The sequence below is a fragment of the Paraburkholderia sp. SG-MS1 genome (genome assembly GCF_012275575.1).
Classification (GTDB): domain Bacteria; phylum Pseudomonadota; class Gammaproteobacteria; order Burkholderiales; family Burkholderiaceae; genus Paraburkholderia.
Window position 1 is genome coordinate 19,720 of record NZ_NPIH01000246.1, and the last position, 12,381, is coordinate 32,100.

A 12,381-nucleotide genomic window follows, 5' to 3' on the forward strand; every position below is an offset into this window, starting at 1 on the left:
CATGACGGTCGTGGGCACGCCACGTGTAGCAGCACGGTACGAAAAGCGCTTCCACCAGAACATGCCAGAAATAGAAAGTGCGGTTCCTGTCGGGCGTGAGTCCGATGATCTGAAATGGCTCGACGCTACCCGTGCAAGCGTAAAGCAGCAGTTCGTCATATCTTTGTCCGCCATACTTGGCTCTAGGCCGCCTTTGCGCAACACGAAGCAGTGCGCGCGGAGCGCCGCCTACTGGGCGGTCTGCTGACGTTGATACTCGTCGTGCTTCATTTGCATGTAGTCAGCGCGGCTCACTTCGTGCAATTGCCGCGGATACTGCTCGGTCGCATCGAACCAGTCGGCGAGGCGCTTGTCGAGGCGGGCGTTGGGCGGGCTGGAAAGCGCCCCCAGATAGGCATCGATGGCGAGGTAATAGCGCATGGTATTGCGCTCCACCAGACCGCGCACGCCGCCGATGTAGCGCGTCTCGCCCGCCGACGAATCGGGCGCGGCGGAAAAGCCGACCTTGTCGCTGCCAATCGTCGCCAGATAGGTTTTCATCGCAAGCCGTCCCGCCGTGCCGTAACCGTAGGCGTAGGTCAGGTGGATGAAGCTCCGGCTATCGCCCACGGGTATCGCCTCCAGCACGATACGATAGTCTTTCGTGCTCAACGGACCTGTAGCGGCACTGAGCTCAACGCGAAGATAATCGGGACTGCTCGCTGCCGCGCGATAGTTGAATTGCACGCGGTAGGACGAGGAAAGCGACTCCGCCGTTTTCTTGCCGATGTTCACCGCGAGGACCGTGCCGTTGGCGCCCGTCGATGCATGACAGTACTTCGTGTTCAGGTGCAGGATCAGCACGTCGCACCAGTTGGCCGGCCCCTGAGCCGGGTCGTTGAGCGTTGCGTTGAGCGTCGCGAACGGATGGTCGAGCACACCGTAAATCTCGCCTTTGAGTGCCGAAGGCAACTCCTGGGATTCGAGGTATAGCGGTCGCTGAAACTGATTGTGTGCGAGCTGCTGCGTGAGACTCTCGTATTTCTCGCGCAGGCTCGCCGCGCGGTCGGCCGCTTGCGCGAAGGCGCTCTGGCACAGGCAGCAGAACACCGCCAGCATCGCGGCCGTCAGCCACTGCCGCACGCTCCGTGTGCCTACTGGGAATCTGGCAAGCCTGCCCATGGACGTTCTCCTCCTTTTCGCCCGGATCGCGGGAGCGCCAGGCGCGAATCATGGCGCGCTGTTGTCTTCCCCCTATTCTTGCAGGCGGCGGCTTGGTTTGTACACCCGCAATCACCGCTGACCCGCAACTCCGTACAACATAGGAAAGTCACTCGGGTGGAAGAACAGCAAAATAAAGTCTAGGATCAGTGAGGATCGCACAACCTCATGGGGGAGCCGTCATGAAGCACTTTACTGCGGCCGTGTTGAACATTCTGTTCGGCGCAGCAAGCATCGCGCCCGCGATGGCACAGACTTCTCCTTCTATGGCGTCCACTCCGCCCGCGCCTCTCACCCGCGCCGACGTCAAAGCCGACCTCGTCGCCTGGCGGGCTGCCGGATTCAAACCGCCAATCAATTTTGAGCACTACCCAGCCAATGCTCAACAGGCGAGTCGAATCGTCGCCGGGCAGCGCACACAGGCGCTGGGCCAGCACTAACGGGATTCGAAGGGTCGTCAGCGCCGCCGTCCCCGACGGCGGCACGGTGTCGAACAGTCGTGTTCGCTCACTGACCGGGAACAAGCGCGAGTACCCGAAGCGGACTGCCGGAGCCTGATTGAATTTTTAGCGGCGCGGAAAGAATCACGGCTCCAGTAGCGGGCAATTCGTCGAGGTTTTTCAGGCACTGCAATCCGTACCGGTTGGCGCCATGCATCAGCGTATGGCACGGATACGGAATTGGCCACGCATAGGATTGGCCCGCGTCAGTGTTAATCGTTTCGACGCCGAAGCCATGAACGCGCCGCTCGTGGATCAGCCACTCCACGGCTTCCTGGGTCGGCCCCGGCGTGTGCGCACCGTCCTCCCGCAGGTTGACGAACTCCGCCGGGTCTGTACGCTTCGACCAGTCGGTGCGCAACAACACCCACGCAGACGCAGGTATCTTGCCGTGCTGCGACTCCCAACGCTCGAGGAATTCCGTCGTCAGCAACCAGTCGGAATTAGCCGCGACCTCTTCGCTGCCGTCGATCACGACCGCCGGCGCAATGAAGTTAGTCACTTCAATCGTGTCGACCGCATTGCGCGCGTGATCCTTGCCGCTCACCCAATGAACCGGCGCGTCAAAGTGCGTCCCGGTATGCTCGCCGCACGAGAAATTGTTCCAGTACCAGCCCGGGCCCCGTTCGTCATACCGGCTAATCTGCTCCATCTTGAACGCCCATACCTGGCCGAATTCAGCCGGCAATTCCAAGGCGGGGAAATCTGGGGAAAGTGTCTGCGTCAGATCGACGACCCGAACGCTGCCGACCGAGATTTCCCGGACGAGTTGATCGAGAACTGTTGTCATAAGGAATGTGTCAGATATATCTGTGATAGGTCAACCATCGTCGTGGACGGCGCGAAGCACCCAGGCACTCATCGTTTTCGTAGCGTCCCGACCTCCCGATAAAAAATATCGTGCTACCTGGCCTTCGCGCCGGGCCCTCCGCGGCGCCTGACGCTCAGACCAAGGCGTGCCGCCCGAGCGCTTCCTGCAGCTTCCTGCCGTGCTCGTCGGCAAGCGCCGCTTCGCGCAGCTCACGAAGCGTGGCGGGCGCCAGCAGCGCACCCGCGCGGGCCACGGCGGTCATCACCTTCTCGTAGTTGGCCAATCCGCGCGCGTGCGTGTCGCTGTAGCCCTTGACGAGCCGCTGGCATTGGACGACCTCGACGGCAAGCGCCGTATTGCGTTGCGCCGCATCGCGCACCTGGCTCAGCCAATGTTCGATGCGCGCATTTTCGATGTGGTAGCGCAGTGTGGCGCGGCGCCAGCCGCGCATGCGCGACACCGCGTAGAGCATCAGGTAGCCGCGCAGCGAGCTGGTGGTAACGACGCGGCCCTCCTGCGTAAAGCGGCGCACGAGGCGATGCGCCCAGTGCGGACGCATCAGCCATTTGCCGAGCGACGCAGGCAACGTCTCGCAGATTTCCTCGATCCGCGGATGCATGAACTCGTTGATCGCGAGGAGTTGGTCCACTTGTGCGCGCACTTCGCCGCGTACCCGCTCGAAGCGTGAACCACGAGTCTTGAGATCGGCCACGCGAATGGTGTCCTCGTACGACATCCACAGCGCCAGGTGTCGCGCGGTCTCGCGCACGAGCACGGTGTCCTGCTGCCTGAGCCCACGCCCTACTTCGGCCAGGCGATCGAGATAGAGTCCTGCGTAGTCGGGGTCCTGATAGTCGACCAGCCGACGCGCACCTTCGGTCACCATTTGCTGAACGTCGACGGGAAATTGAGTGCGAATGCGTTCGACGAGAGCCGCCACCTTCGAGTCGCGTGGCTTCGCGTCCATTGCGCCAGTCGCGACTTCTTCCGTATCGTCGGCAGGCTGCCGGGCTTCGTTCGCCTTCAGGTAAGCCACGCCGAACGCATGCAGGCTCGGCTTCACGCCCACGCCGCCACGCTCGATCGTCGCCTCGAACTGCTCGCGGCTGAACGCCAACACGCCCGTGCCGGCCAGCGCGCCGAACAATACGGCGCTGATCACGCTGCCGGAGGCTTCCGCCGCGCGGGCCATATCGAAGCGCACGAAGCGCTTCGCCGCCTTGCCGGCATGCGCGATCAACGCGTCGCTATCGACTCGCCCGTCGCCCATCGCGGTCTTCTCGGCAATCGAATAGACGCGGTGCGTCGAGGCCACGAGCGTGGTCCGATCAGGCGTCACGAGACCGCGCTGCACCGCACGCCCGGCTTCCATCAGTTCGGATGCGAGCACCACGTCGACGTCGCCGGGCAGCGGCATCAGCGCGAGCACTGGCGCACGGCCGGCACGGTCCGCGAGTTCGCGTGGAAACAGTTCGACGTAATAGATGGTTGCGCCGGTGCGTTGCGCCACACCCGGCACCGAGGTGGTCTGCGCGTAGTAGCCGTTGTGTTCACCGAGATCGACGATCCAGTCGGCGAGTACGCCACCGCCCTCTCCGCCCATGGCGAGAATGGCGATTTTGATCGGTTGGGCTTTCATAGTGGAACTCTCGTTGATCAGAACACGTAGCGCGCGCGGCGCGCAGCCTCTCGTCGCTGCAACCAGCCGATCAGCCCGTCGCGCACGCGTTGCCGCAGACGATCGACGCGGGTCGGGTTGCTGACGATCTGCGCCCGGTAAAACGACGGGCACAGCACGGCGGCATGGGACACTTCCCCGCACAGTCCACAGCCCACACAGCTATCGAGCACGGTGGCAACCGGATCGGTGCGCAACGGGTCCGGGTTCTGCTTGACCGACAGCGACGGGCAACCGGACAGGCGGATGCACGAGTGATCGCCGGTACAGGTATCCGAATCGACGCCGAAGCGCTCGCGCACCACACGCTCGCCGGCCGCGATCGCCTTGCGCACCTTCGGCTTCTCGCGACGTTGTTTGTTCAACATGCACTCGCTTTGCGCGATCAGCACCTTCGGGCCTTTGGCCTGGGTGGTGAGCGCTTCCCTCAGCGTGGCCATCATCGCCTTCAGGTCGTAGGTGCGGCGAACGGTGCGCACCCAGTCGACCCCGACGCCGCGCACGGCCCGCTCGATCTCGTGCCCGGTACTGCGGGTCGGATTGAGCGCGGCGGACGAGAGGATGTCCTGACCGCCGGTCGCCGACGTATAGCTGTTGTCGACGATGACGGTGAGGTTGTCGCTTTTGTTGAAGACCGCGTTTGCGATGCCGCTGGTCAGGCCGTTGTGCCAGAACCCGCCGTCGCCCATGACCGAAATCGCCCGCTTGCCTGCCGGTGCGTTCAATGCCGCGGCACTCGCGCTGCCGAGGCCGTAGCCCATCGTCGTGCTGCCGAGATTGAACGGCGGCAGAATCGAAAACAGATGGCAGCCGATATCCGCGCTCACGTGGTGCGCGCCCAGTTCGCGCTCGACCAGTTTCATCGCGGTGAAGATCGGCCGCTCGGGGCAACCCGTACAGAAGCCGGGTGGCCGCGCATGGACGTTTTCATCGAGCAGCGCTTGCGCTTGCGCCGCAGACGCTGAAGCGGCGGCGGGCGCCGCCACGAGCGGAATCACCATACGCGCTGCCGGCACGACGGCCGCCGGCGCGAGCATGCCGTATCGTTCGAAGAACGCGCGCAGCCCCTTGATGACCGCCGCCGTGCTGTACTCGCCGGCGAGCGACAGCATGTCCTTACCGTGCAGCATGGTCGCGCAATCGGCCTGGCGCAGGATCGCGCTGGCGTTCTGCTCGACGAAGTTCGGCTGGCCTTCCTCGATGACGAGTACCGCGCGCTTGCCCTCGCAGAACCGTTGCCACTCGGAATCGACGAGCGGATACGCAACGTTCATCACGTACAGCGGCACCTTCGACTCGCCGTACACGTCAGCGAGACCGAGGCGTTCGAGCGCGCGCAGCACGGTGTTGTAACTGCCGCCCTGCACGGCGATGCCGATATCGACGGCATCCGCCGGGAAAAATTCGTTGAGCTGACGTTCCTCGATGAATTTCACCGCCGCGGGCCACCGCTCGTTAATCTTCTCCTGTTCGTGCAAAAAGCTCGCGGGCGGCAGCACGATGCGGCTCACGTCGCGATTCGGGTTCTCGAGCGCATCCCTGATCGAGAACGCCGAGCGACGGTTATCCGAGGCGACGAACTGCCCGTGCACGTGACACGCGCGAATGCGCAATTGCAGCATCACCGGCGTGTGGCTCGCCTCCGAGAGATCGAAGCCGTCCTTCACCGCTTGAACGATGCACGGCAGGCTCGGCCGCGGATCGAGCAGCCAGATCTGCGATTTCATCGCGAAGGCATGGCTGCGCTCCTGCATGATCGAGGAGCCTTCACCGTAGTCCTCGCCGACGATGATCAACGCGCCGCCCGTCACCCCGCCCGAGGCGAGGTTCGCCAGCGCGTCGGAAGCGACGTTGGTGCCGACCGTCGCCTTGAAGGTCACCGCGCCGCGCAGCGGATAGTTCACCGAGGCGGCGAGCGAAGCCGCCGCCGTGGCTTCGCTCGCGCTGTTTTCGAAACGGATGCCGTGGTCGCTCAGGATGTCCTGAGCGTCGGCGAGCACGTCCATCAAGTGCGAAATGGGCGCGCCCTGATAGCCGGCCACATACGCCACGCCTGACTCCAGCAGCGCCTTGGTCACCGCGAGAATCCCCTCGCCGCTGAAAACCTCGCCGGCGCCCAGGCGCAGCTTCTTCACTTCTTCGACAAATGACCGCTCGGCCATGACGTTCCTTGTGGGTGATCCGATTCAGGCGTTGGCGGCGTTAGCGACCACCGATTGCGCGAGCCGCTTGCGATAGAAGAAGTACACCATGGAAATGGCGATCAGCCACGGCACGCCGACGATCCAGGAGATGTTCCAGAATTCGGTGTCGAGGCCCATGGTCACCAGAATTGCGCTCAGCAACGCAATGCCGGTCAATTGCGCGATGGGGAACAGCGGCATGCGCACCGGCAGCGTGCGGCCTCGCCATGCCCGGCGGAAGCGCAGGTGAGTCGCAAGAATCACGATCCATACGAAGATGCCGCCGAACAAGGCGATACCGAACAGATAGTTGTATGCGAGCGGGCTGAAGAACGATACCGCCGCTGCCGCCAGCACGCCGGCACCGGAAATCAGCGTGGCGACGAGCGGGGTGCCATTCGCGGTCAACGCGCCGATCCAGCGCGGCGCATAGCCGCCGCGCGCGAGCGAGAACAGCGTGCGCGAGGACAGGTAGATGTTGGTGTTCATGCTCGAGAGCGCCGCCGTGATCACGACGAAGTTCATCAGCCCCGCCGCATGCGCGATACCTGCGTGCGCGAACAGCTTCACGAACGGACTTTGCTGCACCACCTTCGCACCGGCTTCGGTCCAGGGAAGGTAAGCGACCATCAGGCCGAGCGCGAGAATATAGAAAAGCGTGAGGCGCCCCACCATCGATCGCAGCGCATGCGGAATGGCGCGTGACGGATCTTTTGCCTCGCCCGACGTCACGGCCACGATTTCCACGCCGTAGAACGAGAAAATCGCCATCAACACGCCCATCCACACGCCGCCGAAGCCATGTGGCATGAAGCCGCCCGGCAAACCGGTGAGATTGTGCAAACCGATTGCGGGCGTCCCCGTTCCGAGACCGAATACTTTCGCGAGTCCGACGACGATAAAGCCGAGGATCGCCACCACCTTGATCAACGCGAACCAGTACTCGAACGAGCCGAAGTTGGTCACCGACCGGCAGTTGACGTAGACGAGCGCGATGCCGAACGCGATGGACCACAGCCACACGGGAACGCCTGGGAACCAGAAGCCCATGTAGACGCCGACAGCGATCGCTTCGCCGCCGACCGCCACCACCTCGATAATCCAGTACGTGTAGCGCACGACGAAGCCTACCCCGCGGCTCAGGTACATCTCCGCGTACGTGCCGAACGAGCCCGCGGTCGGGTGCGCCACGGCCATCTCAGCGAGGCTGAACACCATGATCACGGCGATCAGCGCAGCGATCGCGTAGCTGATCAGCACCGCCGGGCCAGCGTATCCGATCGCAATGCCGCTGCCCATGAAGAGGCCCGTGCCAATTGCACCTCCGATGCCGATCATCGTGATCTGACGCTGCGTCAGGGCTTTGTGCAAGCCCTTCTCGCGTGCAGTAATACTCGTTTCTTCCATGTCGCGTTCCCGTGTCCGTAGAGTGGTTGTGCTGCGTCAGTGGGTCAGCCTGCGGGGAGCAGCGTCGACAGCGTGTCGAGCGCCGCATGCGAAGTCAGCATGCCGGGTGACATGCGCACGGTGCAGCCGCGCGTATCCACCAGAAGTCCATGCTTCGCCAGAGAAACTTCGAGTGCGTGCGGATCGACGTGCTCCGGCAAATCCGCCATCACGCTGCCCCCGCGCTGCGCATCGTCGCGCGGTGAGCGCAAGCGGTATCCCTTGGCATCGGCCAGCGCGATCAACCGGTGCGACAGCGCAAGGTTGTGCTCGCGCATGCCGGCCGCCGCGCTCGAGAGCCGCCACGCGAGACCCGGGCTCGATGCGACGAACGGCAAAAACGATGGCGTGCCGTTGTCGAAGCGCCGCGCATCGGCGGCCAATGAGAAGCGCGCGAGGTCCCAGTTGAATGGATCGGGTTGGCTGAACCAGCCTTGCACGAGCGGCGCCATGTCGCTGTCGAGCAACTCCGGATTGAGGTACGCGAGCCCGGTGCCCGGCGCGCCGCATAACCACTTGAGCGTGGTGCTCGCGACAAAATCGACGGCCGGCTGCATGACGTCGAAATCGAGGATGCCCGCGCCCTGGGTGATATCGACTGCGATCAGGCTGCCTTGGGCCCGACCGTGCGCGGCAAGCCGCTTGACGTCCGCCCGCTTCGAAGCGGTCGACGTGACCCAGGTGACGACGGCGAGCGCCACGTCGTCCTGCCACCGGGCGATGAATGCCTCGTCGGTCACGAACGCTTCGCCGGGTGCGAGCGGCACCGTGTCGAGCGTAAATCCCAGCACGGGCTCGAGCCCGCGCAGCATGTAATGCAGGCTCGGGAAGCAATCCCCGGCGATCAGCACGCGCCTGCCGGCCAGACGCCGTCGGCCGAGCGCGCCGACGAAGCGCGCGAACGCTTCAGTGACGTTCTCCGACGCGAACACGGCATGCGACGGAGCGTTGACGAGCGTGGCCCACTGATCGAGCACCTGCCGTCGAGCGGCGAGACCGTAGTCCCAGCGCTGGAGATCGGGCCGGCACCAGTTCGACGCGAAGGTGTCGAGCGCGGCGCGCATGGCGTCCTCCTGTCCGGGAAACATGCCGACCGAGTGGTACAGCAGCCACCCCTGGCGACCGGGTTCGGCGGAATAGGTCATGAGTCGTTCCTTTCAATGTTTCGACGAGCGGCCTTAGAACAGGTGGCGAATGCCGACGGCGGCGCCCGTCTGGTTATCCTTGCCGGGCAGCTCGGTGAACGCGCCGCCGCTGACGTGGTTGTAGTCGACCGTCGCATAGACCTGCGTGCGCTTTGACAGCGCGTACTCGGCCAGCAGCACGCCGGTGTAGCGCTGGCCAGTGTTGCCGCCAAGGCCGTTGATGTTGTGCATGTCGTCGTAATACGCAGCGCCCGTCAGGCTCAATGCAGGCAACGCCTGGTAGGTGATGCCGGTGTAGAACGTCAGGTCGCGGCGTTTGTTGTCGGCAAACGAACCGGGGGTGACGGTGCGGCTCGGATCGTTGAGCGCGCCGTCGACAAAGCCCGTGCCATCCTGGCCGCCCATATAGCCGACGAACAGCGTGGCGAGGCCGGCGGAGTACTTCGCGGCCGCGCCCCACATGCGCTGGATGTTGTTGTTGAGGTCGCGCGTTTCCTGATACGTCCCGCCGAAGCTCACCGGACCCAGGTCGTAAGACGCGCGCACGCTCCAGGAGGAATTCCTGCTCAGGCTGCCGGCCTGCTGACCGAAGCCGTAGGTCGCGCCGAGATGCAAGCCGCCAAACTGCCCCGCATAGGTCGCGGCATTGTCGATGCGGCCCACCGTCATGAAGAACGGCCAGGAGTTCGCCGTATAGTTGCCGACGGTCAACGGATCGAAGTCACCGAAGAAATTGAACGCCTCCGCGCCCTGGCGGCCGAGCGTGAAGGTGCCGAGTCTGCCGGACAGCCCGACGTATGCGTAGCGGCCGAAGATCCGCCCCCCCTGGTTGAGACCGCCATTCTGCGGATCGAAGCCGCTTTCGAGACGGAACAGCGCCTTCAGGCCACCCCCGAGGTCTTCGTCTCCCTTCAGGCCCCAGCGGCTGTTGGTGATGGCGCCATTGGTCAACTGCACCTGGTTGTCGTTGGCTGCATTCGAATTGTTCGTGAAGCGCACGCTCTGGTCGACAATACCGTAGAGCGTGACGTCGCCTTGCGCGAAGGCGGTCCCCGTTAAACCGATCCCCAGGAGTGTTAATGCGGCGTGGAGTTTGCGTGGCATGATTGACGAGTCTCTCTTGTTGGATGGATAACCGGCCCGGCGGTGAGGGCCGATCACGTGTGCTGCAAAATCCTGGCTGGGCGGACTGGTCTAGGGCCGCCGGCGCAATAGTGGTTCGAGTCGATCCATGGCTTCGATCAGGCTCGCGTCGCTGCGCGCGTAACACAGGCGGATCTGGTGCGCCGACTCCTCGCCGAACGCGATGCCCGGCGCAAGTCCCACCCCGACCTCGCGCACGGCGCGCTTGCAGAACTCGAGCGTGTCGGTGATGCCGTCGAGACTGAACATCAGATAGAACGACGCACTCGCCGGCATGACGTGCAGCCCCTCCAGCGTACGCAGACGATCGAGCACGATTCGCCGGCCCCCACGGCAGCGCGAGACGAACGATTCAACGACCGGCTCACCCTCGTCGAGCGCCGCTGCCGCTCCTGCCTGCAGGAACGCTTGCCCGCCACTGGTGTTGAACTGGATCAGCTTTTCGAAGGTGTCGAGCATGGCGCGCGGATACACGAGCCAGCCCATACGCCAGCCCGTCATCAGCCACGCTTTGGAGAAGCTGTTGATCACGAACACCGGATCGTCCGGCGTGGCGAGTTCCAGCAGCGAAGGCGCATAGGGCCGGTCATAGACGATGCGCTGATAGACCTCGTCGGCCAGGATCGAGATGCCGCGTGAACGCGCGAATTCGAGCAACTGCTTCTGCTGGTCGGCTTCCATCATCCAGCCGGTCGGATTGCCGGGCGAGGCGTAGTAGATGGCTTTCGTGCGTGCATCACAGGCGTCGATCAGCCGCTGAAGGTCGAGATGCCATCCCTCATCGCCACAACTGAGCGGTACGCTGCGAACCTCGGCGCCGGTGATCGTGACGGCGCGCAGGATGTTGGGCCACGACGGCGTCACGCACACGACGTTGTCGCCCGGTTCGATGATGGCTTGCGCGACGAGCATCACCGCATTCATGCCGCCGCAAGTGGCCGCAATGCGCTCGTCTGCCACACCGATGCCGCACAACCTGTCGTAGTAGGCGCGGATCGCCTCCCGCAATTGAGGGATGCCGCGATTGGCCGAATAAAAGGTGTGTCCGGCTGCCAGCGCACGATTGGCCGCGTCGCAAAACGCCTGCGGCGTCGGCAGATCACTTTCTCCCGCCCACAGACCGATGACGTCACTCCGGCCAGCGCCCAGGCGCCAGACGTCGATGATGGGCGAATCCGGCATCGTCGCGATCGCTTGTCTCGTGATACTCATGACTTCCTCAGCGTGGTCTGATCGATATGAGAGGCAGGCGTCTCGCCTGAACGGCGCACCTCTTCTCCTGCCTTCAGGAATCCTTGCTTCACCAATTCGATGTCATTGGCGCACACGACCATCCGGTATCCGTTCTCCAACGCGCGACGCGCGGCGCGTGCGTCGCTGGTGAAGATGCCGCACGGCAAGCCGCGCGCCGTGGCGGCACGCAGCACCCGCTCGCAATCGCGGCCGATTACCTCGCTATCGCTCGTGCCGCGTGACAGACAAAGATCGCCGGTGCCGATAAACAGATAGTCGACGCCGGGCACCGCCGCGATGGCTTCGACGTTCTCGACTCCCTCGACGGTTTCGATCATCAGGCCGATGGCCACTTCGCGATCGGCTGCCAGCATCGCGTCGAGCCCGCCCAGCAAGGGGCGCACACCGCCGGCAGAACGCACCCCCGCTGGCGGATAGCGCCCTGCCGACACGGCCCTTCGTGCGTCGGCCGCGGTTTCAATGAGCGGCACCAGCACTGAAGCGGCGCCTGCGTCGAGCGCCTGTGAGATAGCGCTGTGCAAATTTTCGGCGCAGCGGGCGATCACCGGCACCTGCATACCGACGGCGCCCAGCGCCGATTCGAGCGCGCCGCGCTCCCACAGGCCGTGCTGAAGATCGAGCACGAGTGCGTCCGGCTTCGCATGAGCGGCAAACTCCACCATCGGTGCGCTTCCAAGCGCGAGCCATATCAGCGCGAGGTGTCGTTCACTGGCGAGGCCCGGCTTCAGCGAGCGAAAGAACATCGGTCGAATCCTTGGTTACCGGTTTGGTCCACCGGGCAGTTTCCCCGGCCTGATTTTGCAAACTGAATTCAGTTTCAAGGCTGTCGAGACGTTAAGGTGGAAAAATTTAGATGTCAACTAATTGCGCGCATCAGATTTGAGCCGAGGAACGGCGTAGCCCTTATCTATCAAGGATCGATAGTTTCCGGGAGCGGGTTTTCACGGATGCTCAAGGAACGGACGGCGCACTGGACGAGCGCCTTGACAAGCGCCGTATAAGACGGCGAAGATGGGCGAAT

At 63.8% G+C, this 12,381-nt stretch carries 10 protein-coding genes; 1 reads left to right on the forward strand and 9 read right to left on the reverse strand.

Annotation, left to right across the window (positions count from 1 at the left end):
- Positions 1 to 228 precede the first annotated feature (228 nt).
- Positions 229 to 1,161 carry a hypothetical protein gene (locus CIC12_RS24625; RefSeq protein ID WP_446728034.1) on the reverse strand — a complete coding sequence of 311 codons (933 nt, stop codon included), beginning with the start codon at positions 1,159 to 1,161 and terminating at the stop codon, positions 229 to 231.
- Positions 1,162 to 1,382: 221 nt separating this feature from the next.
- Between CIC12_RS24625 and CIC12_RS24630 the strand changes: the two genes are divergently transcribed.
- Entirely contained in the window at positions 1,383 to 1,640 is a 258-nt protein-coding gene (locus CIC12_RS24630) for a DUF4148 domain-containing protein (RefSeq protein WP_168667879.1), read from the forward strand.
- Positions 1,641 to 1,707: 67 nt separating this feature from the next.
- Here the strand turns inward: CIC12_RS24630 and CIC12_RS24635 are convergent, their stop codons facing one another.
- The 8 genes from CIC12_RS24635 to CIC12_RS24670 form a co-directional block, all read right to left on the reverse strand.
- Complete coding sequence (locus tag CIC12_RS24635) at positions 1,708 to 2,490, reverse strand: cyclase family protein (protein WP_168667881.1); 783 nt, start codon at positions 2,488 to 2,490, stop codon at positions 1,708 to 1,710.
- Positions 2,491 to 2,644: 154 nt separating this feature from the next.
- The gene (locus CIC12_RS24640; RefSeq protein WP_168667883.1) at positions 2,645 to 4,150 is read right to left on the reverse strand and encodes an indolepyruvate oxidoreductase subunit beta family protein; all 1,506 of its coding nucleotides are present in this window, start codon (positions 4,148 to 4,150) and stop codon (positions 2,645 to 2,647) included.
- Positions 4,151 to 4,167: 17 nt separating this feature from the next.
- The gene (locus CIC12_RS24645; RefSeq protein ID WP_168667885.1) at positions 4,168 to 6,351 is read right to left on the reverse strand and encodes a thiamine pyrophosphate-dependent enzyme; all 2,184 of its coding nucleotides are present in this window, start codon (positions 6,349 to 6,351) and stop codon (positions 4,168 to 4,170) included.
- A gap of 24 nt (positions 6,352 to 6,375) precedes the next feature.
- The gene (locus CIC12_RS24650; RefSeq protein WP_168667888.1) at positions 6,376 to 7,779 is read right to left on the reverse strand and encodes an amino acid permease; all 1,404 of its coding nucleotides are present in this window, start codon (positions 7,777 to 7,779) and stop codon (positions 6,376 to 6,378) included.
- A gap of 44 nt (positions 7,780 to 7,823) precedes the next feature.
- Positions 7,824 to 8,963 carry an aminotransferase class V-fold PLP-dependent enzyme gene (locus CIC12_RS24655; protein ID WP_168667890.1) on the reverse strand — a complete coding sequence of 380 codons (1,140 nt, stop codon included), beginning with the start codon at positions 8,961 to 8,963 and terminating at the stop codon, positions 7,824 to 7,826.
- 33 nt (positions 8,964 to 8,996) lie between these two features.
- Entirely contained in the window at positions 8,997 to 10,067 is a 1,071-nt protein-coding gene (locus tag CIC12_RS24660) for a porin (RefSeq protein WP_168667892.1), read from the reverse strand.
- A 90-nt stretch (positions 10,068 to 10,157) separates the two neighbouring features.
- Positions 10,158 to 11,318, reverse strand: a complete 1,161-nt coding sequence (locus tag CIC12_RS24665) for a pyridoxal phosphate-dependent aminotransferase (RefSeq protein WP_168667894.1) — start codon at positions 11,316 to 11,318, stop codon at positions 10,158 to 10,160.
- Complete coding sequence (locus CIC12_RS24670; RefSeq protein WP_168667896.1) at positions 11,315 to 12,103, reverse strand: HpcH/HpaI aldolase family protein; 789 nt, start codon at positions 12,101 to 12,103, stop codon at positions 11,315 to 11,317. Before CIC12_RS24670 ends, CIC12_RS24665 begins: the two co-directional genes overlap by 4 nt.
- Between the last annotated feature and the right edge of the window lie 278 nt (positions 12,104 to 12,381).

What these genes read in the sequence shown, in the direction of transcription:
- CIC12_RS24650 (WP_168667888.1), bottom strand. Translation starts at nt 7,779, where the DNA reads ATGGAAGAAACGAGTATTACTGCACGCGAGAAGGGCTTGCACAAAGCC.
- CIC12_RS24645 (WP_168667885.1), bottom strand. Translation starts at nt 6,351, where the DNA reads ATGGCCGAGCGGTCATTTGTCGAAGAAGTGAAGAAGCTGCGCCTGGGC.
- CIC12_RS24670 (WP_168667896.1), bottom strand. Translation starts at nt 12,103, where the DNA reads ATGTTCTTTCGCTCGCTGAAGCCGGGCCTCGCCAGTGAACGACACCTC.
- CIC12_RS24660 (WP_168667892.1), bottom strand. Translation starts at nt 10,067, where the DNA reads ATGCCACGCAAACTCCACGCCGCATTAACACTCCTGGGGATCGGTTTA.
- CIC12_RS24625 (WP_446728034.1), bottom strand. Translation starts at nt 1,161, where the DNA reads ATGGGCAGGCTTGCCAGATTCCCAGTAGGCACACGGAGCGTGCGGCAG.
- CIC12_RS24665 (WP_168667894.1), bottom strand. Translation starts at nt 11,318, where the DNA reads ATGAGTATCACGAGACAAGCGATCGCGACGATGCCGGATTCGCCCATC.
- CIC12_RS24630 (WP_168667879.1), top strand. Translation starts at nt 1,383, where the DNA reads ATGAAGCACTTTACTGCGGCCGTGTTGAACATTCTGTTCGGCGCAGCA.
- CIC12_RS24635 (WP_168667881.1), bottom strand. Translation starts at nt 2,490, where the DNA reads ATGACAACAGTTCTCGATCAACTCGTCCGGGAAATCTCGGTCGGCAGC.
- CIC12_RS24640 (WP_168667883.1), bottom strand. Translation starts at nt 4,150, where the DNA reads ATGAAAGCCCAACCGATCAAAATCGCCATTCTCGCCATGGGCGGAGAG.
- CIC12_RS24655 (WP_168667890.1), bottom strand. Translation starts at nt 8,963, where the DNA reads ATGACCTATTCCGCCGAACCCGGTCGCCAGGGGTGGCTGCTGTACCAC.